The sequence below is a fragment of the Rhodopseudomonas sp. B29 genome (genome assembly GCF_000333455.1).
GTDB lineage: Bacteria > Pseudomonadota > Alphaproteobacteria > Rhizobiales > Xanthobacteraceae > Rhodopseudomonas.
On the sequence record NZ_BADD01000746.1, the window covers coordinates 1 to 21,441 of the forward strand.

The 21,441-nt window shown below is 64.8% G+C and carries 22 protein-coding genes and 2 pseudogenes; 15 read left to right on the plus strand and 9 right to left on the minus strand.

Going from position 1 to position 21,441, the window contains the following annotated elements; genetic code table 11:
* The 6 genes from I5M_RS26920 to I5M_RS26945 all read left to right on the plus strand — a co-directional run.
* Positions 1-393: ABC transporter ATP-binding protein (locus I5M_RS26920; protein WP_022724234.1), on the plus strand; the 393-nt coding region annotated here is incomplete at its 5' end.
* Positions 394-435: 42 nt separating this feature from the next.
* On the plus strand, positions 436-636 hold the full coding sequence (locus I5M_RS26925; RefSeq protein WP_022724235.1) for a hypothetical protein: 201 nt from the start codon (positions 436-438) through the stop codon (positions 634-636).
* Positions 633-887, plus strand: a complete 255-nt coding sequence (locus I5M_RS34510) for a hypothetical protein (protein WP_022724236.1) — start codon at positions 633-635, stop codon at positions 885-887. The genes I5M_RS26925 and I5M_RS34510 overlap by 4 nt, the downstream gene beginning before the upstream one ends.
* Positions 888-896: 9 nt before the next feature.
* Entirely contained in the window at positions 897-1,673 is a 777-nt protein-coding gene (otnI, locus tag I5M_RS26935) for a 2-oxo-tetronate isomerase (protein WP_022724237.1), read from the plus strand.
* A 215-nt stretch (positions 1,674-1,888) separates the two neighbouring features.
* A complete protein-coding gene (locus tag I5M_RS26940; RefSeq protein WP_022724238.1) occupies positions 1,889-5,086 on the plus strand; it encodes an efflux RND transporter permease subunit in 3,198 nt (1,065 codons plus the stop codon).
* A 16-nt stretch (positions 5,087-5,102) separates the two neighbouring features.
* The gene (locus tag I5M_RS26945) at positions 5,103-6,326 is read left to right on the plus strand and encodes an efflux RND transporter periplasmic adaptor subunit (protein ID WP_022724239.1); all 1,224 of its coding nucleotides are present in this window, start codon (positions 5,103-5,105) and stop codon (positions 6,324-6,326) included.
* Between the two features lie 227 nt (positions 6,327-6,553).
* Here the strand turns inward: I5M_RS26945 and I5M_RS26950 are convergent, their stop codons facing one another.
* Positions 6,554-8,065: an acetyl-CoA acetyltransferase gene (locus tag I5M_RS26950; RefSeq protein WP_022724240.1), complete on the minus strand. Its 1,512-nt coding sequence runs from the start codon at positions 8,063-8,065 to the stop codon at positions 6,554-6,556.
* A gap of 14 nt (positions 8,066-8,079) precedes the next feature.
* Positions 8,080-8,856 carry an SDR family NAD(P)-dependent oxidoreductase gene (locus I5M_RS26955; RefSeq protein ID WP_022724241.1) on the minus strand — a complete coding sequence of 259 codons (777 nt, stop codon included), beginning with the start codon at positions 8,854-8,856 and terminating at the stop codon, positions 8,080-8,082.
* Positions 8,857-9,016: 160 nt separating this feature from the next.
* Between I5M_RS26955 and I5M_RS30700 the strand changes: the two are divergent.
* The 3 genes and pseudogenes from I5M_RS30700 to I5M_RS26970 all read left to right on the plus strand — a co-directional run bounded on the left by I5M_RS30700 (position 9,017) and on the right by I5M_RS26970 (position 11,279).
* Positions 9,017-9,815, plus strand: a pseudogene (locus tag I5M_RS30700) (enoyl-CoA hydratase/isomerase).
* A gap of 7 nt (positions 9,816-9,822) precedes the next feature.
* The gene (locus I5M_RS26965; protein ID WP_022724242.1) at positions 9,823-10,821 is read left to right on the plus strand and encodes a phosphotransferase family protein; all 999 of its coding nucleotides are present in this window, start codon (positions 9,823-9,825) and stop codon (positions 10,819-10,821) included.
* A 59-nt stretch (positions 10,822-10,880) separates the two neighbouring features.
* Positions 10,881-11,279 (plus strand): DUF6285 domain-containing protein, encoded by a 399-nt coding sequence (locus tag I5M_RS26970; protein WP_022724243.1) that lies wholly within the window; start codon positions 10,881-10,883, stop codon positions 11,277-11,279.
* A gap of 479 nt (positions 11,280-11,758) precedes the next feature.
* Here I5M_RS26970 and I5M_RS30705 read toward each other — a convergent pair.
* Positions 11,759-12,539, minus strand: a pseudogene (locus I5M_RS30705) (enoyl-CoA hydratase-related protein).
* Between the two features lie 156 nt (positions 12,540-12,695).
* On the opposite strand from I5M_RS30705, the gene I5M_RS26980 reads away from it, so the two are divergent.
* Positions 12,696-13,970 (plus strand): acyl-CoA dehydrogenase family protein, encoded by a 1,275-nt coding sequence (locus I5M_RS26980; protein WP_022724244.1) that lies wholly within the window; start codon positions 12,696-12,698, stop codon positions 13,968-13,970.
* On the opposite strand, the gene I5M_RS26985 is transcribed toward I5M_RS26980, so the two are convergent.
* On the minus strand, positions 13,967-14,425 hold the full coding sequence (locus I5M_RS26985; protein WP_022724245.1) for a hypothetical protein: 459 nt from the start codon (positions 14,423-14,425) through the stop codon (positions 13,967-13,969). The two genes, I5M_RS26980 and I5M_RS26985, sit on opposite strands and share 4 nt — an antisense overlap.
* A complete protein-coding gene (locus tag I5M_RS31060; protein ID WP_148287968.1) occupies positions 14,422-14,952 on the minus strand; it encodes a DUF2314 domain-containing protein in 531 nt (176 codons plus the stop codon). Before I5M_RS31060 ends, I5M_RS26985 begins: the two co-directional genes overlap by 4 nt.
* A gap of 166 nt (positions 14,953-15,118) precedes the next feature.
* Between I5M_RS31060 and I5M_RS26995 the strand changes: the two genes are divergently transcribed.
* Positions 15,119-16,411, plus strand: a complete 1,293-nt coding sequence (locus I5M_RS26995; RefSeq protein ID WP_022724247.1) for a flavin-dependent oxidoreductase — start codon at positions 15,119-15,121, stop codon at positions 16,409-16,411.
* 208 nt (positions 16,412-16,619) lie between these two features.
* Here I5M_RS26995 and I5M_RS27000 read toward each other — a convergent pair whose 3' ends face one another.
* The 3 genes from I5M_RS27000 to I5M_RS31065 all read right to left on the minus strand — a co-directional run bounded on the left by I5M_RS27000 (position 16,620) and on the right by I5M_RS31065 (position 18,905).
* Positions 16,620-16,805 carry a hypothetical protein gene (locus tag I5M_RS27000; protein WP_022724248.1) on the minus strand — a complete coding sequence of 62 codons (186 nt, stop codon included), beginning with the start codon at positions 16,803-16,805 and terminating at the stop codon, positions 16,620-16,622.
* A gap of 795 nt (positions 16,806-17,600) precedes the next feature.
* Positions 17,601-18,389, minus strand: a complete 789-nt coding sequence (locus I5M_RS27005) for a hypothetical protein (RefSeq protein ID WP_022724249.1) — start codon at positions 18,387-18,389, stop codon at positions 17,601-17,603.
* 30 nt (positions 18,390-18,419) lie between these two features.
* Positions 18,420-18,905, minus strand: coding sequence for a YegJ family protein (locus I5M_RS31065; RefSeq protein ID WP_244432106.1), 486 nt, complete (start codon positions 18,903-18,905; stop codon positions 18,420-18,422).
* A 198-nt stretch (positions 18,906-19,103) separates the two neighbouring features.
* On the opposite strand from I5M_RS31065, the gene I5M_RS27015 reads away from it, so the two are divergent.
* The 3 genes from I5M_RS27015 to I5M_RS34515 all read left to right on the plus strand — a co-directional run bounded on the left by I5M_RS27015 (position 19,104) and on the right by I5M_RS34515 (position 20,083).
* The gene (locus tag I5M_RS27015) at positions 19,104-19,568 is read left to right on the plus strand and encodes a hypothetical protein (protein ID WP_031337734.1); all 465 of its coding nucleotides are present in this window, start codon (positions 19,104-19,106) and stop codon (positions 19,566-19,568) included.
* Positions 19,569-19,649: 81 nt separating this feature from the next.
* Positions 19,650-19,880, plus strand: a complete 231-nt coding sequence (locus I5M_RS33405; protein ID WP_148287970.1) for a hypothetical protein — start codon at positions 19,650-19,652, stop codon at positions 19,878-19,880.
* A 23-nt stretch (positions 19,881-19,903) separates the two neighbouring features.
* Positions 19,904-20,083, plus strand: coding sequence for a hypothetical protein (locus tag I5M_RS34515; protein ID WP_159104039.1), 180 nt, complete (start codon positions 19,904-19,906; stop codon positions 20,081-20,083).
* Positions 20,084-20,147: 64 nt separating this feature from the next.
* Here the strand turns inward: I5M_RS34515 and I5M_RS27030 are convergent, their stop codons facing one another.
* On the minus strand, positions 20,148-20,600 hold the full coding sequence (locus tag I5M_RS27030) for a hypothetical protein (RefSeq protein WP_244432105.1): 453 nt from the start codon (positions 20,598-20,600) through the stop codon (positions 20,148-20,150).
* 370 nt (positions 20,601-20,970) lie between these two features.
* Here I5M_RS27030 and I5M_RS32550 point away from each other — a divergent pair.
* Positions 20,971-21,441 (plus strand): hypothetical protein (locus tag I5M_RS32550; RefSeq protein ID WP_148287971.1); only part of this gene is annotated, 471 nt, incomplete at its 3' end.

A 21,441-nucleotide genomic window follows, 5' to 3' on the forward strand; every position in this document is an offset into this window, starting at 1 on the left:
CAGTCCGACGAGGAGCGCGAAAAACAGCTCGCCTGGCTGTTCGACCTGTTCCCGATCCTGCGCGAGCGCCAGGGCCAAATGGCGCAGACGCTGTCGGGCGGCGAGCAGCAGATGCTGGCGATCGGCCGCGCGCTGATGACCCGGCCGCGGCTGTTGATGCTCGACGAGCCGTCGCAGGGCATCATGCCCAAGCTGGTCAGCGAGATCTTCCAGTCGGTCAAGAAGATCCGTGACGCCGGCATGACGGTGCTGATCGTCGAACAGCGCATGGCCGAATGCCTCGAAATCGCCGACCGCGCCTACATCCTTCAGACCGGCCGCCTTCTGATGCAGGGCAAGGCCGCCGAGCTGATGGACAACCCGGACGTGCGGAAGGCGTATCTGGGGCTGTAGAGGCTGGTTCTCGGCGGACAGCTGTTCTGCTAGAATGGCCTTATGAGCAGCGTTGAAGACATCGAAAAAGCGGTCGAGCGGCTGTCGGTCGAACAGCTGGCGCGGTTTCGCGCCTGGTTCGCCGAATATGACGCCGCGCGCTTCGATGAGCGGATTGAACGGGACGCCACTGCCGGGAAGTTAGACGAGCTTGCCGCCGAAGCTCTGGCAGAGCATCGTCACGGTCGCTCGCGCGATCTGTGAGACATTTGGCGAGCCCAGGATTCTGGGTCGCCTATCGCGCGCTTCCGCAACCGATCCGCGCGATTGCCGATAAGAACTTCGAGCTGTTAAAGGCTGATCCAGAGCATCCCTCGTTGCACTTCAAGCGGATAGGCCGTTTTTTCTCTGTCCGCGTCGGGCTTCGCTATCGCGCCCTGGCACTCCCTATCGACGAGGGAATGCTGTGGTTCTGGATAGGCACACACGCGGATTATGATTCGCTTGTGAAGTGATAAACGTCCATGCCCCGCTTCGCCGCCAATCTCAGCCTGCTGTTCACCGAATATCCCTTCCTCGATCGCTTCGAGGCTGCGGCTGCGGCCGGCTTCACCGCGGTCGAATTCCTGTTTCCCTATGAGCACGATCCGGACGCCATCGGCGAGCGGCTGCGCCGTTTTGGTCTGACCCAAGCACTGTTCAACCTGCCGCCGGGCGACTGGGTGAACGGTGAAAAGGGCTTTGCAGCGCGACCGGACAAGTTCGCCGAGCTGCAGCAGAGCCTGCGCACCGCGCTGCCTTATGCGCTGGCGACCGGCGTCAAGCGGCTGCATCTGCTGGCCGGCAACGCCGACCGGTACGACACGGCGAGCGTCCTGGCCTTCCGCCGCGCCGTCGCGGTCGCGGCGCATTTCTTTGCGCCCCATGGCATCGACGTGCTGATCGAGCCGCTCAACCATCGCGACGCGCCGGGCTATTTCCTGGGCGATGTCGACTTCGCCGCTGGTCTCGTCCGCGAACTCGCCATCCCCAATCTGAAGCTCCAGTTCGACTGCTACCACTGCCAGATCCTGCACGGCGACACCATCACGCGGCTGCGTGAGCTGCTGCCGATCATCGGCCACATCCAGATTGCCAGCGTGCCGTCGCGGCAGGAGCCGGACGGCGAGGAACTGAACTATCCGTTCCTGTTCGAAGAGCTCGACCGGCTCGGCTATGCCGGCTTCGTCGGCGCCGAATATCGGCCGCGCGGCAGGACGGCGGAAGGGCTCGGCTGGTTCGCGCCGTATCGCGCGACGTAGTTCCGGGCAGGGCGCAGCCACCCTCATGTTGCGCTGCAATCACTCTGTCGTGAGGGTGGGCATACAAAGCGCCAAGATGCGACAAATCGCGGCCCAGTCGCGACAGGCATGCGCCTGCGCCGCTTGGCTAATTGCCTGCGCTTCGGTAAATCACCAAAACGGCCCGCCGAGGAGGCGGCCGTTCCCAAGCCACATGATCGGGGACGACCTGACGAATGATCGCGCTGGTCCGCATCGCACTGAGCCGGCCCTACACGTTCGTGGTGCTGGCGCTGTTGCTGCTGATCGTCGGCCCTTTGGCGGCGCTGCGCACCCCGACCGACATCTTCCCTGAAATTCGCATTCCGGTGATCGGCGTCGTCTGGCAGTACACCGGCCTGCCGCCCGACCAGATGTCGGGCCGCATCACCACGCCGTTTCAGCGCGCGCTGACCACCACGGTCAACGACATCGAGCACATCGTCGCCAACTCGTATAACGGCTTCGGCATCGTCAAGATCTTCTTCCAGCCGAATGTCGACATCCGCACCGCCAATGCGCAGGTGACGGCGATTTCGCAGACGCTGCTCAAGCAGATGCCGCCCGGCGCAACGCCGCCGCTGATCCTCAACTACTCGGCCTCGACCGTGCCGATCATCCAGCTCGCGCTGTCCGGCGACGGCTTGACCGAGCAGAACCTCGCCGATCTGGCGATCAATCAGCTGCGCACGCCGCTCGTCACCGTTCCGGGCGCCGCGATCCCGTGGCCGTTCGGCGGCAAGCAGCGCCAGATCCAGATCGACATCGATCCCAGCGCGCTGCAGGCGAGGGGACTCTCCGCCCAGGACGTCGCCAACGCGCTCGCCGCGCAGAACCTGATCACGCCGGTCGGCACCCAGAAGATCGGCGAATTCGAGTACGTCATCCAGCTGAACAATTCGCCGCTCAAGATCGAGGAACTCGGCAATCTGCCGATCCGCGCCGTCAACGGCGCGATGGTCTACATCCGTGACGTCGCCAGCGTGCGCGACGGCAATCCGCCGCAGACCAACATCGTCCACGTCAACGGCAACCGTTCGGTGCTGATGATGGTGCTGAAAGCCGGCGCGGTGTCGACGCTCGACATCATCGCCGGCATCAAACAGAAGGTGCTGGACGTCAAGGACGCCATGCCCGAGGCGCTGAAGATCGGCTTCATCGGCGACCAATCGGTGTTCGTGCGCGGCGCCATCTCGGGCGTCGCATTCGAAGGCGTCGTTGCCGCGCTGCTCACCAGCGTGATGATTCTGCTGTTCCTGGGTAGCTGGCGCTCGACGCTGATCATTGCGGTATCGATCCCGCTGTCGGTGCTCGGCGCCATCATCTGCCTGTCGGCAATCGGCGAGACGCTCAACATCATGACGCTCGGCGGCCTCGCGCTCGCGGTCGGCATTCTGGTCGACGACGCGACGGTGACGATCGAGAACATCAATTGGCATCTCGAACAGGGCAAGCAGGTCGAGCCGGCGATCCTCGATGGCGCTAATCAGATCGTGACGCCGGCGTTCGTGTCGCTGCTGTGTATCTGCATCGTTTTCGTGCCGATGTTCTTCCTGCAGGGCGTCGCCCGCTTCCTGTTCGTGCCGATGGCCGAGGCGGTCATCTTCGCGCTGATCTGGTCGTTCATCCTGTCGCGCACGCTGGTGCCGACCATGGCCAAGTATCTGCTCAAGCCGCACGTCCCTCACGATAGCCATCAGGGTCGCAAACCGTCGCGCAATCCGCTGGTGCGGTTTCAGCAGGGCTTCGAAGGGGTGTTCGCTCGCTTCCGTCACGGTTATGGCGACCTGCTGAGCTTGGCGATGGGGCATCGCCGCGTATTCGTCGGCGGCTTCCTCTGCGTCGTCGCTGTGTCGTTCGTGCTGGTGCCGTATCTCGGGCGCAACTTCTTCCCCTCGGTCGATGCCGGTCAGATCCTGATGCACGTCCGCACCCAGGTCGGCACCCGCGTCGAGGAGACGGCCAATCAGATGGCCGAGGTGCAGAAGGCGGTGCGCAAGATCATCCCGCCGGACCAGATCGATACCATGACCGACAACATCGGCATGCCGATCTCGGGCATCAACCTCACCTATAACAACACCGGCGTGATCGGCACCCAGGACGCCGACATCCAGATCAAGCTCAAGCCGGAGCACGAGCCGACCGAACGTTATGTCAAAGAGCTCCGCGAGCAGCTGCCGCGGCAGTTTCCCGGCATGACCTTCGCGTTCCTGCCGGCCGACATTGTCAGCCAGATCCTCAACTTCGGTGCGCCGGCCCCGATCGACCTGCAGGTTCGCGGCGCCAATCTCGCGGCGAACTTCGAATACGCCGGCAAGCTGCTCGCCAGGGTGAAGCGCATTCCGGGCGTCGCCGATGCGCGCATCCAGCAGTCGCCGAACAACCCGACCTTCAACATCGACGTCGATCGCACCCGCGCCCAATATGTCGGCCTGACCACGCGTGACGTCACCAACAGCCTGGTGGTGAACCTCGCCGGCTCGTCTCAGGTGGCGCCGACTTACTATCTGAACCCCGACAACGGCGTGTCGTATTCGATTGTGATGCAGACGCCGCAGTATCAGATCGACTCGCTCGGCAAGCTCGAGACCATTCCGATTTCAGCCTCGGGCAGCGCCGGCACCAACGCGCCGATCCTCGGCGGCATCGCCGACATCAAGCGCTCGGTCGGCAACGCGGTGATCTCGCAATACGACATTCAGTCGATGGTGCAGATCTTCGCCACCACGCAGGGCCGCGATCTCGGCGCGGTCTCGGCCGATATTCGCAAGGTGATCGAGGACACCAAGGCCGACGTTCCGAAAGGCTCTTCGGTGGTGCTGCTCGGTCAGGTGCAGACCATGAACAGCGCCTTCTCCGGATTGCTGTTCGGCCTGCTCGGCGCCATCGTGCTGATCTATCTGCTGATCGTGGTCAACTTCCAGTCCTGGGCCGATCCGTTCGTGATCATCACCGCGCTGCCGGCCGCGCTCGCCGGCATCGTCTGGATGCTGTTCGCGAGCGGGACCACGCTGTCGGTTCCGGCGCTGACGGGCGCCATCATGTGTATGGGCGTCGCCACCGCCAACAGCGTGCTGGTGATCTCGTTCGCGCGCGAGCGCTACGCGGTGCTCGGGGATCCCGTACAAGCGGCGCTCGAAGCCGGCTTCGTCCGCTTCCGCCCGGTGCTGATGACAGCGCTGGCGATGGTGATCGGCATGGCGCCGATGGCGCTCAGCCTGGGCGAGGGCGGCGAGCAGAATGCGCCGCTCGGCCGCGCCGTGATCGGCGGTCTGATTTTCGCAACGATCGCCACACTGATGTTCGTGCCGGTGGTGTTCAGCATGGTCCACAAGAAGTTCGCGCCCGCGGCCGATGCCGCGCCGTCCGGGGAGCTGTCGCATGTCCACTGAGCCGCCGGATCACGGCATGCCCGTTCAATCGGCGCCCGAGCAGGGCGAACGGCCGCGGCGTAAGTCGCGGCGCGGCCTCGGCATCGCCGGCGCACTGCTCGCTTGCGGCGCGGTCGCCGTCGTCGTCACCGGCATCAGCGCGCGGGAGAAGAGCTCGGAGGAGCTGCGCACCTGGACCGACGAGCAGGCGATCTCCAGCGTCGCGGTCACCAAACCCGACGCCAAGGCCCTCACCAATTCGCTCGATCTGCCGGGCCGGCTGGAGGCCTATTCGCGCGCGCCGATCTACGCGCGCGTCTCCGGCTACGTGAAGAGCTGGAGCGCCGACATCGGCGCCAAGGTCAAGGCCGGGCAGGTGATCGCCGAGATCGAAGCGCCCGATCTCGATCAGCAACTGCTGCAGGCCCGCGCCGATCTCTTGAGTCAGCAGGCCAGCGCAAGATTGTCGGAAGCGACGCTGAACCGCCGCAAGACTCTGGTGGCGTCGAACTTTGTCTCCGCGCAGGAGATCGACGAGCGCACCGCCGATCTGTCGAACAAGAAGGCCGCGGTGAAGTCCGGCGAGGCCAATGTCGAACGCCTCGAAGCGCTCGCCGGCTACAAGAAGATCACGGCGCCGTTCGACGGCGTGGTCACCGAGCGCAACACCGATGTCGGCGCGCTGATCAACTCCGGCTCGAGCACGGGGCCGGCGATGTTCGTGATCTCCGACATCGCCAAGCTGCGCGTCTACGTCAACGTACCGCAGAACTACGTGCCGATGGTCCGGATCGGCGCAAAGGCGGTGATCACGTTGCCTGAGTATCCCAATCGAACTTTCCTGGCGACGGTCGAAGCGTCGTCGCAAGCGGTCGATGTCGCCTCCGGCACGACGCGGATGCAGCTCGGGCTCGACAACAGCAAGGGCGAACTGATGCCGGGAAGCTATGCCAGCGTAAAGCTGACGCTAGCGCGCGAGGGCACGCCGCTGTTCATTCCGGCGAGCGCGTTGATCTTCAATCGCGCCGGCCTGCGCGTCGCCGCCGTCGGTCCCGACGACCGCGTCAAGCTCAAGCCGGTGACGATCGCCCGCGACCTCGGCCGCGACATCGAGCTCGCCTCCGGCGTCGTGCCCGACGACCGCATCATCGTCGCGCCGCCGGACGGCCTGTCCGACGGCGACAAAGTCCGCGTCGTCGGCGACGACGCCGCCAAGGGCAAGCCGACCGCGGCTGAGAAGCCGCAGGACGTGAAGGGATAGGGGCGTTCCACCGACTGATTGAAGCGGCACAGTCTCCGCGAGGGGAGAGTCGTCATCCTGAGGTGCGCGCAAAGCGCGCCTCGAAGGATGCGGCCAAGTGCTTGCGGCTCATCCTTCGAGGCCCTCCGCGCCGCGCAAAGCGCGGCCCGGCGGGCACCTCAGGATGACGGCGGAAGTCGGCGCACGGACTGCGATTCCATCAAGAGTAGGACGCGCTCTCGCGCGAACTACGCGACACGCCACTCCGGCACGCCGTCGTCGGCCATCGCGATGACGCCACGCCCGCCGATGGGGCTGCGATCGAGATCGGTGAGACGCGCTAGAGTCGCTTGATCCTGCGCCGGCACGCGCGCCAATGTGCGGGCGCCGTCCGTCGTGCGCAGCATCACCACGCCGTGCCGAACCTCGCCGCGCTGATCGTAGGTCACCGTGAACGTCTCGACAGTGCCTGAACCCGTGGCTTCCGGTACGAACTCGGGCACCGCCCCGTAGGCCGCGTCGGCGCGAGCCTGGACGCTGACCGTTTCGCTCAGCGGCTCTGCCGGCGGCTCGCGCGAGACGATCAGCGCATGGTGCTTGGTGACGAAGCCGCCTTGGCCGTAAAGCAGGCCGAGCTTGGCGCCGGCGCGCAGCCGCCGCACCATCGCGCAGGCGGCGTGGGTCATGTAGGTGTTGAGCGGCGCGCCGAAGAAGGTCAGCCCGCCGGTGACGGTCGGCTGTACGTCGTCGCCGAGCTTGAGCGTGCGCCGCGCCATCTTCGGCACCACCGGGAAGCACGAATACAGCTCGATGGCATCGAACGCGCGGCCGTCACCGCCGACCATCGCGTTGATGGTCTCGAGCACCGCATCCTGCGCGTGGCTCTGGATGAACTGATCGCGCGCCAAGTAATCGCGCGGCTCCTCGGCGGAGGCGCCGCCATGGATGTAGACCAGCCTCTCCTCCGCGATGCCGGCGGCACGCGCGCGCGCCAGCGATGTCAGCAGGACGGCGCCGCCGAGGTTGACGCTCGGGTTGGCGACCATCAGCTTGGTGTAGGGCCATGCGATCAGCCGGTTGTCGGGCGAGGGCGTCGTGATTTCGTCTGGAGCGAACGGACGTTTGATCCAGGCCAGCGGATTGTCGCAAGCCGCCTGCGCATAGCGCGACCACAGCACGCCGGACTCCGCGAGCGCTTGCCGCGGCGTCTGGCCCCAATGCGCAGCGGTCGCGGCCTCGTAGAGCGGATACACGGTGATCGGCTGCGCGACGCCCAGCTTGGTCGCGAGCGGCTTTTGAAACGCTGCGCCGCGCTTCGGCTCCGGCGCATCGTGTGCGTAGGGTGTCCACGGCAGATCGACCTTGGCGCGAGCCGCCTTGGTCGCGGTCGATTGCGCCTCGGCGCCGCACACCACGGCGACGCGGGCTTCGCCCCGGGCGATGCGCAGCGCGGCTTCGTGGATGAAGCGGATCGGACTCTCGCCGCCGACCGGACCGTAAGCGCAATGCCGCGGCGCCACGCCGAGTCGTTTTGCCAGCAACTGCTCGGGCGCGTGATAGCGCCAGCTCAGGAAGTTGACGATATCGAGCGAGTCGATTTCGCGCAGCAACGCCGCATCGCTGTCGTCGCCGGCGCGTCGCACCGCCTGTTCGAGCAACGCCGGCGGCTCCAGCCCCGCAGTGACCTCCTTGGGGTGATCGGCGATCTCGCCGACGCCGACGATGACGGGAACGCGATCGGGCGAGAGTGATGCAGCCATGGTCGTCACTTCGATCAGAACGCGGTGTAGCCGCCGTCGATCAGGATCGTATCGGCCGTGTGATAGCTCGAGGCCTTGCTCATCAGATAGACAGCGATGCCGCCGAAATCTTCGGGCTCTCCGAACCGGCGCACTGGAATGCGCGGCATCACGTTGCTGACGAACTTGTCGTTGCCCATCAGACCGGCGGTCATGTCGCTCTTGATCCAGCCGGGCAGGATGGCATTCGCGGTGATGCCGTAGCGCGCCAGTTCGACCGCGAGCGCGCGGATCAGCGCGTTGATAGCAGATTTCGTCGCCGCGTAGTGCTCGTTGCGGGCGGTACCGAACAGCGAGGCGAGGCTGGAGGTCGCAACCAGGCGGCCGAACGGATCGCCGTCGGCGGCGCGCTCGGTCATGTGCCGCGCCGCGGCCTGGAAGACGTGAAACACGCCGTCGAGATTGGTCGAAAACATCTCGCGCCATTGCGCTTCGGTGCGATCGATGAAGGCCTGGCGTCCGCCGCCGCCGATGCCCGCATTGGCGAAGCAGCCGTCGACGCGGCCGAACTTGTCGAGCGTCGCCGTCATCGCGGCTTTCACCGAAGCCGGATCGGTGACGTCGCAGATCCGCGCATCGGACTTGCCCGGACCCTTCAGCGTCTCCAGCGCAGCATGGTTCTTCACTGCGTTGCGACCCCAGATCGAGACGTTGCAGCCCGCGCTCGCCAGCGCCTGCGCCATACCGAGACCGATGCCGCCATTGCCGCCGGTCACGATCGCCACGCGGCCGCTCAGATCGAAGATGCTCATTGAGGCGTTTCCATTTTGTCGGGTGCGCGCTACACCGTTCGGCAGCCGCGCGCTGCTGTGGGCTGGACCATGGACAAGCGCGTCGCAAAAATCAAATATGGCTGGCGATCAAGCAGGCCTTCCACTTCGCGGAATAACGCGGACACCTCGAGGAAACGACATGCAGTTCAAACACGTCACGCTCGATTTCGACGGCCCGGTCGCGATCCTGAAGCTCGATCATCAGGAGGTTATGAACGCCGTGTCGACCGACATGCTCGGCGGTCTCGGTGACGCGCTGGATGCGATCGACGAGAAGCGCGCCGAAGTGCGCTGCCTGGTGATCACCGGCGCCGGCCGCGCTTTCTGCACCGGCGCCAATCTGCAGGGCCGCAACTCCACCGGCGCGATGAGCAGCGGCAAGGGCGCCGGCGCGGCGCTGGAGACCGCCTTCCACCCGTTCTTGCGCCGGCTGCGTCGGCTGCACTGCCCGATCGTGACTTCGGTCAATGGTCCGGCTGCGGGCGCCGGGATGAGCTTCGCGCTGATGGGCGACATGATCCTGTGCGCCAAATCGTCCTACTTCCTGCAGGCGTTCCGCCGCATCGGTCTCGTGCCGGATTGCGGCTCGACCTGGCTGCTGCCGCGCCTGATCGGCAAGGCGCGCTCGGTCGAGCTGTCGCTGCTCGGCGAAAAACTGCCGGCCGACAAGGCGCTGGAATGGGGTTTGGTCAATCGCGTTCACGACGACGCCAAGCTGTGGGCCGAGACGATGAAGCTCGCGCACGATCTTTGCTAACGGCCCGACGATCGCGCTGTCGCTGATCCGCAAGCTGTATTGGGATTCGCCGGAGAAATCGTTCGAGGAACAGCTCAACCTCGAATTCGAATGCCAGCGCGTCGCCGGCTCGACCGGAGATTTCAAGGAAGGCGTCGGTGCGTTCCTCGAGAAAGCGCCCGGCTCAGTTCAAGGGCAATAAAGCGGCGATGGCCGCAGCCGATCTCGCTGAACTGCTCGGGCAGAGCGTCCGCGCCTGGTGCGCGGGCGCGACCGGCATCCGCGATCTGGTGCAACTGTCGGGCGGCGCCAGTCAGGAGACGTTGTCGTTCACCATCGAACGCGCCGGCGGCGATCTCGCAGCGATCCTGCGCCGCTCGCCGCCTGGTTACGGCAGCGTGTCGGGACGTGCTGCAGGTCTCGCGGCGGAAGCCGAACTTATGAAGCTTGCAGGCGCGGCCGGCGTGCCGTCGCCGCCGGTGCTGCATGTTCTCACCGAGCAGGATGGGCTCGGGGAAGGCTTCTTCATGCAGAAGGTCGAGGGTGAGACCATCGCGCGCAAGATATTGCGTGACGATGCGTTCGCCGCAGCGCGACCGAAGCTGGCGCGTCAACTCGGCGAAATTGCCGCGCGGATTCACAGCGTCGCGCGCGATGCGCTGCCGACGCTGCGCATGCTGAGCTCGACCGAAGAAATCGATCTACTACGCACCGAGGTTCGCAACCTCGGGTGGCCGCGGCCGGTGTTTCAACTGGCGCTGCGTTGGTTAGCCGACAACGATCCAGGTCCGTCGTCGCGGATCACGCTGGTGCACGGCGACTATCGCAACGGCAATCTGATCATCGGGCCGAACGGCGTGCGCGCCGTGCTCGATTGGGAGTTGGCGCATCTCGGCGATCCGATGGAGGACCTCGGCTGGGTGTGCGTCAACTCGTGGCGGTTCGGTGCGATCGACAAGCCGGCCGGCGGCTTCGGTTCGCGCGAGGACATGTTCGCCGGCTACGAGGCAGCGAGCGGCCTCACGGTGGATGCCGGGCGGGTGAAATTCTGGGAAGTGATGGGCACGCTGCGTTGGGGCATCATGTGCTGCGGCATGATGCAGCGCTTCCGCCAGAGTCCAGAAAATTCGATGGAGCGCGCGATGATTGGCCGCCGCGCTTCGGAGACCGAAATCGATCTGCTGCGGCTGCTGGCGCCGCGGGGCTGATCCGGATGACCGCGTTGGTTCGATCGGATGGCCGTGCTGCGTAGGACGAGGATCGTGGGATGCAGGACGAACCGAGACTCGATGAACTGATCACTGCGGTCGCTGGATTTCTGCGCGACCAGATCGCGCCGCAGATCAGCGGCCACGCCGCGTTCAAGCTCCGCGTCGGCATCAACGCGCTCGATCTGGTGGCGCGGCAATTGACGCTCGCCGGCGACAGCGACGCCCAGGAATTGGTGCGGCTGCAAAGTTTGTTGGGACGTGATGGATCTTTGAGCGAGCTGAACAGCGTGTTGTCGTCGCTGATCGCCTCCGGCGCCGTCGATCTGTCGACGCCGGGCTTGAAGGATCACCTGTGGCGCACCACGCTCGCCAAGCTCGCGGTCGATCAGCCGACCTACGCGAGCTATCGGCGGGAGGTTGATAGTAGCGCTCCTGCGAATTCATCGTCATCCTGAGGCGCCGCCGCGCAGCGGCGGCCTCGAAGGATGAGCTGCAGGTGATGAGCGTCGCGAGGACTAGATTATAGAGTAGTGCGGCGCCGCGCCTGCAGCCGCATCCTTCGAGGCTCGCTACGCTCGCACCTCAGGATGACGACTCCATGGTGGTCATTCCGGGGCGCGCGTAGCGCGAACCCGGAATCCATAATCCCTGAACTCACGGTGAAGGACGGAGGAGCCGTACGTCGACCTAACAATTCACACAGGGGTTATGGATTCCGGGTTCGCGAGCTGTGCTCGCGCCCCGGAATGACGGGGAGAGGCGCGTACTGACTGCTAACAAGCCAAGCCCCTTGCGTCATTACGGGGAGCGGAGCGACGAAGCAATCCAGCTCCGTGCACCCGGCTGGATTGCTTCGCGGAGCCTGTCCCCGGATGGCGCGTAGCGCGGAGCCGGGTGCTCGCAATAACGGAGAGAGTGTGTGCGGGAGCCGTAACTACTTCCCCACCCAGTGCGGCTTGCGCTTCTCCGAGAAGGCCTTGGGTCCCTCGATGAAGTCCTGCGAGCCGATCATGGCCTGCACAGCCGGGTAGTCGCGTTGTTCGGCGATGGCTTGTTGCAGGGAGACTTCGAGGCCGCGGGTGATGGTTTGTTTGGAAGCGCGGATCGACATCGGCGAATTGCCGCAGATCGTTTCGGCCCAGCGCTCGGCGGCCGCCAGGGCTTGGCCTTGCGGCACGACTTCGTTGACGAAGCCGAGCTCGTAGCCCTCGCGCGCGGAGACGTGGCGGGCGGTCAGGATCATGCCCATGGCGCGCTTCAACCCGATCTGACGCGGCAGGCGATGCAGGCCGCCGGCGAGCGCAGCGAGGCCGACGCGTGGTTCCGGCAGCGCGAAGGTGGCGTTCTCCGACGCGATGACGAGATCGCAGGCCAGCGCGATTTCGAAGCCGCCGCCCATCGCCACGCCCTTGACGGCGGCGATGATCGGCTTGTCGCAGTCGAAGCGCAAGTCCAGGCCGGCGAAGCCGCTGACGCCCCAGCCGCGCTGGCCGCCGGCGGCCTGCCATTTCAGATCGTTGCCCGCGCAGAACGCCTTGTCGCCGCTGCCCGTGATGATCGCCACCCACTGGTCCGGATCGGGCCGCGAATTCGTTGAACACGCCCTCGAGTTCGTAATGAGCGTCGGTGTGCAGGGCGTTGTAGACCTCGGGCCGGGCCAGCGTGACGATGGTGACGGGGCCTTTGCGGGTGACGGTCGAGAACTGCAGCGCCATCGGCGTTTCCTTTTTTCGTTGGGCAGAATTGGCGCGCTTGATGTGAATGCTGGCGCGCTTGACTTGGGTCGTGCGCCGCATGTTAATCGTACGATTAACAAGATCAACAACAACCAAGACAAACAACAACGACAACAAACAAAGTGGGAGCGCGCCTTGGACTTCTCGCTGCCGGCCGATCTGGTCGCCTATCTCGCCGAACTCGATCGCTTCATCGACGCCAAGATCAAGCCGCTGGAAGCTGCGGACGACAACATCCGCTTCTTCGATCATCGCCGCGAGTGGGCGCGCACCGATTTCGAAGGCGGCGGACTGCCGCGTCACGAATGGGAAGCGCTGCTGCGCCAGGCCAAGGATCTGTCCGACGAAGCCGGGCATCTGCGCTACGCGCTGCCCAAGCGCTACGGCGGCCGTGACGGCTCCAATCTCGGCATGGCGGTGATCCGCGAGCACTTCGCCGCCAAGGGGCTCGGCCTGCACAACGATCTGCAGAACGAGCACTCGATCGTCGGCAACTTCCCGCTGGTGAAGATGCTCGACCTCTATGGCCGCGACGATCAGAAGGCGATGATCGAAGGCTCGATCACCGGCAAATATCGCATCACGTTCGGACTGACCGAGCCGGACCACGGCTCCGACGCGACGCATATGGAGACCCGCGCGGTCGAAGCGGTGCGGGATGGCCACAAGGGCTGGGTGATCAACGGCGCCAAGATGTGGACGACCGGCATGCACGTCGCCACGCATTGCGCGCTGTTCGCCCGCACCTCGGGCAACGACGGCGACGCGCGCGGAATTACTTGCTTCCTGGTGCCGGCCGACGAGCCCGGCGTGAAGGTCGAGGAATATCTGTGGACCTTCAACATGCCGACCGATCATCCGCGCGTCAGTTTCACCGACGTGTTCGTGACAGAGGACGCGCTGTTCGGCGAGATCGGCCGCGGGCTGTCGCTGGCGCAGTGCTTCGTCCACGAGAACCGCATCCGCCAGGCGGCAAGTTCGCTCGGCGCTGCGGTGTTCTGCATCAATGAAAGCGTCAAGTACGCGCGTGAGCGAAAACCGTTCGGCGAGGAGCTGGCGCGCAACCAGGCGATCCAGTTTCCGCTGGTCGAACTGGCAACGCAGGCCGAGATGCTGCGCCTCTTGATCCGCAAGACGGCGTGGGAAATGGACCAGATGACCCAGGCGCAGATCGAACATACGCTCTCGGATAAGGTGTCGATGTGTAACTACTGGGCCAACCGGCTGTGCGGCCAGGCGGCGGATCGCGCCATTCAGGTGCACGGCGGCATCGGCTATTCGCGCCACAAACCGTTCGAGCACATCTATCGCCATCATCGCCGCTATCGCATCACCGAGGGCAGCGAGGAGATCCAGATGCGCAAGGTCGCCGGCTTCCTTTTCGGCTACATGGGCGCGGGCAAGCATTAGTTCGCACACGGCGGCGGCACGCCGAACAATTCGGCGAGCCGGCAGTCCTGCAGCGCGAGCGCGTCGTACAGCGCGAAGACCTCGTCGGCGCGCGGCGTGCCGATGATGTCGTCGCGCTTCAGCGCGGTTGCGGCCAGGGCTTCGCGGCCGCGGGCTAGGCTGGCATCCTGCACCATCACGGCAGGGCCGGTTGGGCCGATGAAGTGATGCATCCGCACCGCGACCCGGTCTGCCGCGCTGGTACCATCGCCCCAGCGGCCGATCAGCAAATCGATCTCTGCGCCGAGATCAGGGATATGCCCGATCGTCCAATGCACGGAATAAACAGCAACGGCCTCTTCGTCGGTCTCGATCGTGCCCCAGACCTCGCGGCTGACGTGGCCGCAGCAATCGCAGCGCCCGGTGACGTCGTCGACATCGAGGGTGACGTGCAGCTCGGCAGCTTGTGCGATCATCTCTCCGCTCCGCCGTTAGTGCAGTCGAGCCCGTACTTCGCCTCGAACCCGCCGCGCTCTTGCGGCGAGGAGGTCAGCATCGCGCACATGGTGAAGTTGCCGATCATGCGGCCGCCTTCCAGGTACATCCAGTCGGAGATGTCTTCGCGATTGAAGACGAGGATGCCGTCTTCCTTCAGGCCCGGCACCATGCGCGGGATATTCGAGACGATGCCGATGAAGTTGTCGTCCTGATTGGCGAACTGACGCACCCACAGATACTCGCTGCGGCCATCGCCCAGCAGCACGCGGACCTTGAGGGCGAACTGGCGTTGATTGATGCGCGGATACGCGGCCTTCTCCAAAAAGCCGGGGAGGGAGGCGCGAGCCCGGGCGACGGCGGCGTTCATCGCCGCATCGTCCTCCTCGACCCAGTGCAATTCGTCGCGCTCGGCGCCTTCGAGCAGGTTCCTAGCGGCGGCAGGCGCAAACGCCGCCGATCCAAGGGCAATAAGCAACAATACGCGGAGCATGGCTCCCTCCGGCAATGACCGCCGCAAATGCTCGTCTTCAAAAATCGCCGGCAGTTTGTTCCCGTTATGTTCCAGTCGTCAAGTCGGTCATCACCCGGACATCGCGGCGCCCGGCTGGTTGCCTCGCCGGCCGTTGCTGGCTAAGCAGGCCGCAAATCAATCGCAGGGCAGGGACGTCCGGATGAGCGACCAAGTGATCATTGCCGGCGGCGGCATCGGCGGGCTTGCGGCGGCGCTGACGCTGCATCAGATCGGCGTGCCCTGTGTGGTGGTTGAGGCGTCGCGCGAGATGCGGCCGCTCGGCGTCGGCATCAATCTGCAGCCCAATGCGGTGCGCGAGCTCGGCGACCTCGGTATCACCGAGGTCGATCTCGACCGCGTCGGATTGCCGTCGAAGGAATGGGCGCTGGTCGGGCTCAACGGCAACGACATCTACGCAGAGCCGCGCGGCAAACTCGCCGGCTATCGCTGGCCGCAATATTCGGTGCATCGCGGCCGGTTCCACATGCTGCTGCACGACAAGGTGGTGGAACGCCTCGGCGCGAACGCTGTTCAGCTCGGCCGCCGCGTCACCGCGTATCGCAAGACCGCGGACGGCGTCAGCGTCACGCTCGAACACGCCGACGGCGGCTCTTCGCAGCTGGGCGGCTCGCTGCTGATCGGCGCCGACGGCATCCACTCGGCGATCCGCGCCCAGATGCATCCGAACCAGCCGCCGATCCATTGGGGCGGCGCGGTGATGTGGCGCGGCACCACGCTCGGCAAGCCGATCCGCACCGGCGCCTCGTTCGTCGGGCTCGGCACGCACAAGCATCGCGTGGTGTTCTATCCGATCTCGCATCCCGATCCCGCGACCGGGCTGTCGATGATCAACTGGATCGCCGAAGTGACGATGGACAATGCCGACGGCTGGAAGCAGGCCGGCTGGTTCAGGCCGGTCGAGCTGAAGGAGTTCGCGCATCATTTCGACGGCTGGGTGTGGGACTGGCTCGACGTGCCGCAGCTCTTGCGCGACAGCGACTGCGCCTACGAAAATCCGATGATCGACCGCGATCCGATTAGTACCTGGCAGGACGGTCCGGTGCTGCTGATCGGCGACGCCGCGCATGCGATGTATCCGACCGGCTCCAACGGCGGCAGCCAGGCGATCATGGATGCGCGCGAACTCGGCGCCGCGATGGTGGCGCACGGCGCGACGCCGGCGGCGCTAGCAGCATTCGATCAGAAATTGTGCGGCCCGATCTCGCAGCTGATCCTGCGCAACCGCGGCGCCGGCCCGTTCGGTCTGCTCAACCTGGTCGATGAGCGCTGCGGCGGAACCTTCGACAATATCGACGACGTCATTCCGCCGACCGAGCGCACCACCTTCATGGCCGGCTACAAGGCTGCCGCCGGCTTCGCCATCGATCAGCTCAACGCCTCGCCGCCGACGATCGCGCCGGGGGCGAAGGTGAAGGAAGTGGTGGGCGTGTAGTTGCGCTAGTAGTTCGGCGCGCTGCAGGGCGCGCGGTGTAACTAATCAAGGGCACCGAGTCGTCATCCTGAGGTGCGCGCGTAGCGCGCCTCGAAGGATGCGGCCAAGAGCTCGCGGCTCATCCTTCGAGGCCCGCAGCGCCGCGCATAGCGCGGCCCCGCGGGCACCTCAGGATGACGGTGGTGATCTTAGCGAGGGGCAGGCTGCTCTAGGTGTTGCGGTCTTGTTCGCCTGTCTCCGACTCTGAAGACTGCGCTGGTGCTTCGTTCACCGCCATCGGCCGTGCCATCTTGCGGTGGCTGCGGCTGCTGAGTTGGAACAGCGTGTGCACCTTGCCGTTCGCGGTGGCGCAGCCGCCGCGCATGTTGGGAAGTATCAAGGTCGCTTCGCTCATGTTCGTCTCCCGATCTGCTGATGCGCTGATAACAGCCGTGTCAATTGTTCGGTTCGCGTCAGCTGATCGTTATGGTTAAGGCGGAGTTAACGGCGCGCCGCCGCTTGCGCGCAAGAAGCTGCGATCTCGCGGCGCGGGGTGCGTCCGAGTTGTGTGCCCGTCGCTGTCGCAGCGAGGGGCGGGGGCGCGCCGGGAGGCGCTGTGTTGGTGGATAGAGCGCGATCACTTCTGACGAAGTAACCGCGGCGCCTCGCCGGCGCGCCCACCGCGGCATTTGCAGGCTTCGGGACGGTTCTTCAGCATCCAGGCGCGAGCCACGGCTCGCCATCCCGACGGGTTTCCCGCCGTTCGCCTGGATGCCGGCAGCAGACTACCGCGGAGCCTCTGAGTGGGCCGGGACCGGTCGCCCCGAGGCCGCCCGGGATCGTGCTTGCGAGGCACGACCGCAGGGGCCGCATCCATCCGGCTTCGCTGGCTGACGCCAGCTCCGCCGGACATTGACCCGGCTGGTTGCCCAACCGAGTGATCTGTCCCGCTTCACAAGCGCCCTCGAGAAGCGCCCCTCACGGACAGGACGGGCGGAGGATATATCGAATAGGAATAAAATCAATGGTGGAATTTCGGTGAGCCGTCGGGTATCCCGTGGCCCGGATGGAGCGAAGCGCAATCCGGGTTGCCGCCCAAGTCGCGGGCGCTGTCGATCTGGTACTTCGCGGCATCGAGGCTACAAACCTATGGCGAGGCCGATGCCCGTAGGGTGGTTTTTGCTGCACTCAACCCATTCTGCGGATTCGATTACGATGGATCCCACTCGCGCCGCTTCACCGGCACGATGCGGCTGACACGTCGTGCGGCCAATTCGGTGCGGCAGGCGAAGCCGCGCATCCAGTGATAGATCACGTCGCTGCCGTCGCTGTAGGTGTCGCCGATCATCGTCGGATTGGCGAACGGCGTCAGCCCGAGTTCGGTCATCATCCGCTGGTCGGGCAGGACGTGCTCGAGGCTGTCGTCCTCCAGCACGAGGTTCACGGCGTCCTCGCGCAGTTTTTCGCCGCTGTGGAACAGATGATACAGCAGGGTGACGAAGATCAGCGTCGGCACCCGCAGCCCGGTGACGATGAACTTGCCCTTGTACCAGTCGAGGCCGGGCGCTTCTTCGGGCGTGGTGGTGGTGTTGAGGCCGAAGATCTCGGGATCCGGATGCGACAGGAAATTCGTCAGGATGCCGTTGCCGCTCTCGGTCTGAAAATCGTCGAGCGCGATCATCAGGAAATCGCCGCGCGAGAATCGCACGCAATCCTCCGGCCCGAGCAAGCACGAGTTGACGGATCTCATGTCGGCGGTCACCAGCGGATGCCGCCCCGCCAGCCGCCACCATTCGCGCAGCAGCGGCGGAAAGCGCAGGCCGTAGCGGCGCCCGATGGCGTCGAGTTCGGCCGAGGCGTAGCCGCAGGGCGACCTCAGCGGCTGCTTGGCCCAGCCGTTGATCAGGCCGATCACCGGATGCCAATCGGCGCTGTCGAGCAAGAGGTCGAGCGGCGCGTCTTCGCCGCGCATGCGATGGGCGGCAAGAGGGGACAACATCGGAGCACTCCTGATGCGATAACGAAGGGATCAGCGCTCGCAGTCGATGCCGTAATTATCGCGGAAGGCGGCACGCTGCTCCGGCGGCTCGCGCGCGATCAGCACGCACGCGGTGTAGTTGCCGATGACGCGGCCGCCTTGTTTGTAGAACCAGTCGGCGATGTCCTTGCGCTGGAAGGCGAGGCGGTCGCCGTATTTCAGATTGGCTATACCCTGCGGCGTGTTGACGACGCGGCCGACGAAGCGGTCGCCGTCGCGCACGAACGGGCGCAGCCACAGAAACTCGGAGTGATCGCGCAGCGGCACTTTGACCTTGACCGAGAAGTCGCGCTGATCGGCGTCCGGATCGTCGGCGCGCGCGAGAAACACATCGAGCCCGGCGCGCGCCCTGGCGATCGCGGCCTTCATTTCCGGATCGTCATTGGCGACCTGCGCGGTGTCGTCACGCGCGGCCTTGTCGATCAGCGTCTGCGCCCGGCTCGGACCGGCGACCAAAGCAACTAACGGAAGTATCACCCACAACAACATCGCCGCCCCCAAAAATTTATCCCAAGGAACTTGCCAGCCGATTTGTTCATGATATGTTCGGCATGTCAAGAATGGCGAGTAGTTATTTAAAAAAACGGTATGCGTGTAGCCGGGGGCCGGCTCGGCGCGGACCTGCGAGCCCGATCGATGGCTGATCGTCCTCGCTATTTGATGAAGGAGTTTGTCATGTCGATGGAAATGTATGTGTTCTCCGACCGGCGCCTCGAAAGTATCGAGGCGTGGCAACAGGCGATCGATGCGGCCGGCGACCCGCTGCAGCTATCGACCGAGCGACCCTTCGCCGAGCTCGGCGGCGCGCTGCCGGTGATGCTGCGCGATCGCCCGACCGCGTTCGAATGCGATCATTGGGATGCCGCGGAGCTGATGGCAGACCTTCCTCACATCACATTCGATCATCCGTGGCGCGACGTGCTGGCGTTCCGCTGGGGCGCCGATTTCGACGTCGGCGCCGCTGCCTATTGGGTCCCGGCTGCGTACGCCGAGGCCACGGGTGGCGTCATTTTCGATGACGAAGAGGGCCGGCTGATTTCGCCGGCGCGTGCGCGCGAGGTGGCGGTCGATCTGGAGCGGAGCGGACCGCAGATCATGGAGATGATGCGACGTTCGATGGAGGACTCCGCTCGCAAGTAGCGCGAGGTTCGATGCCGCAATTGGTGGATGGGTTTCGCTGCGCTCGACCCATCCTACGGCTGGGGGGCGGGAAGAGACGCCATGACCAACAGATTTACCGTCATCACGGGCGACTGCACCACGGAACGGCCGATGGCATTGTCGCTAGTCGTTCGGCGCCAACGCGTCGACGTGGAGCTGCGCGACATCCTCGCGATCGAGGCCCATGAGGACTTCACTTTCGTCCTGCCCGACGGCCAGCTCAGAAGTTTCCGAACTCCCCGCGTCGCAGTGTCATTGGCCCACGCGGCCTGTTGCAGATCCAACGACTGACCGCCGCCAACGTGGGCGAGGTCATGAAGATTCTCGTCTGCAACGAGGTGGTCTCCCGCCCCAGGATCTGCGAACCGCTCCGCCGGCACCCGACGTTCAACATCACTGCAAACGACTTTGCTGATGCAGAGGCGTTGGCTGTGAAGATGAGGCGGGGGTGGGTGAGGCCGCAGTTGCGGGTGCTCGGCGGCGTAGCCACGTAGTAGCCACGTAGCCCGCATGAGCGAAGCGATATGCGGGTTCTTCGAACTCCGCAGATCGCCATCCTCACGCCAGCAAGATCGCCTCGACGTCCGCCGCCGGCCGGACGCGGCGGACGATGGTCGGCCACAGCTCCAGCGGCGGCTCGGCGATCAGCTTCGCGGACAGCGCCACGACGTGCAGATCGTCGTTGAGGTGCTCGCGCGCGCCGCAGTGTTGGGCGCGGCACAACACGCGCGCACGGCAGTCACGCCAATGGCAGATCCGCCCAAGATAGCGGCCGTCCTGATCGGCCAGAAAGGCTTCGGCGCCGAGATTGATCTTGTTGGCCTTGCCTTGCATCTGGCGGCTGACTCGGGCCAGCGTGCCGAGGTCCATCTCGGCCTCGATCGTCACCAGCACATCCGCGTCCTTCGGCACCGGCTTGTCGGTGACCAGCGACCCGATCAGTGCGATCCGCCGCACGCCGTCAATCGCCGAAGCCGCCACCACGAAATCCCGCACCGCCGCGAGCAGCACAGGGCGCGGTTCGGGAACGGAGGGACGGGGACCATGGTGGTAGCGGCGGCGCATGGGGGGACAGATTAGGGCGAACGGATGCGGCCGCAAAGCAGATCAGAGGGCGGGTTAGCCGAAGGCGTAACCCGCCCAGCCACACGCACCGCTTGGCTCGGCGCAATGTCCGATTACGCTTTTGCGCATCCATCCGCCCTACGGGCTGCCGTCGATGGGTGGGCAAAGCGAAGCGTGCCCACCCATCCGGATCACAGCGCCTCAAGACGTGGGCACGGCGCGAAGCGCCTTTCCCGCCCTACGCTTGCTTGCCGAAGTACTATTGACAATGGGAATAAAATCGTAGATTGAGAACACGCTGAGAGGAGGCGCGGAAATGAAAGTGATCGCTGGTAACAATTCTACCTCTGCAGTGAGACAAGAGCTTTTTGAATTCAAGGAACTTATCAAAACGTGGTGCCAACTCCGCTCAGAAATAAAAGCGGGATTTAGAGTAGATCAACTGCGTGATTTGCTTGGCAGATGGGCACTAGAAGGCACGGTCCAACAGACGACCTCCGATGGATTCCTCACGGGGATCCAAGAGATTGATGAAACATCCGAGGCGCTTAGTGAGTGCTTGGCGGGGGTGATGAATGCGGTCGAGTATCTTCCAACAATGTCTCCATCGATGTATGGTATCGTAGTCCACGCCGCGTTCGGTGTTGCTGTACGCGCTCTCAATCTGCCAGGCGTAGGTGATATAGAGCGAAGTTTCAGCCTTGATACCTTCGACCCCCGGTACGGGCTGCGTGATTCCATCCGAACGGACGTGACGCTGCGTAATTTCAAGGCGAGATCATCGCAA

Coding starts and splice junctions, on each gene's coding strand:
- I5M_RS26925 (WP_022724235.1), top strand. CDS start 436: ATGAGCAGCGTTGAAGACATCGAAAAAGCGGTCGAGCGGCTGTCGGTC.
- otnI (WP_022724237.1), top strand. CDS start 897: ATGCCCCGCTTCGCCGCCAATCTCAGCCTGCTGTTCACCGAATATCCC.
- I5M_RS26940 (WP_022724238.1), top strand. CDS start 1,889: ATGATCGCGCTGGTCCGCATCGCACTGAGCCGGCCCTACACGTTCGTG.
- I5M_RS26945 (WP_022724239.1), top strand. CDS start 5,103: ATGCCCGTTCAATCGGCGCCCGAGCAGGGCGAACGGCCGCGGCGTAAG.
- I5M_RS26950 (WP_022724240.1), bottom strand. CDS start 8,065: ATGGCTGCATCACTCTCGCCCGATCGCGTTCCCGTCATCGTCGGCGTC.
- I5M_RS26955 (WP_022724241.1), bottom strand. CDS start 8,856: ATGAGCATCTTCGATCTGAGCGGCCGCGTGGCGATCGTGACCGGCGGC.
- I5M_RS26965 (WP_022724242.1), top strand. CDS start 9,823: ATGGCCGCAGCCGATCTCGCTGAACTGCTCGGGCAGAGCGTCCGCGCC.
- I5M_RS26970 (WP_022724243.1), top strand. CDS start 10,881: ATGCAGGACGAACCGAGACTCGATGAACTGATCACTGCGGTCGCTGGA.
- I5M_RS26985 (WP_022724245.1), bottom strand. CDS start 14,425: ATGATCGCACAAGCTGCCGAGCTGCACGTCACCCTCGATGTCGACGAC.
- I5M_RS26995 (WP_022724247.1), top strand. CDS start 15,119: ATGAGCGACCAAGTGATCATTGCCGGCGGCGGCATCGGCGGGCTTGCG.
- I5M_RS27000 (WP_022724248.1), bottom strand. CDS start 16,805: ATGAGCGAAGCGACCTTGATACTTCCCAACATGCGCGGCGGCTGCGCC.
- I5M_RS27005 (WP_022724249.1), bottom strand. CDS start 18,389: ATGTTGTCCCCTCTTGCCGCCCATCGCATGCGCGGCGAAGACGCGCCG.
- I5M_RS27015 (WP_031337734.1), top strand. CDS start 19,104: ATGTCGATGGAAATGTATGTGTTCTCCGACCGGCGCCTCGAAAGTATC.
- I5M_RS33405 (WP_148287970.1), top strand. CDS start 19,650: ATGACCAACAGATTTACCGTCATCACGGGCGACTGCACCACGGAACGG.
- I5M_RS34515 (WP_159104039.1), top strand. CDS start 19,904: ATGAAGATTCTCGTCTGCAACGAGGTGGTCTCCCGCCCCAGGATCTGC.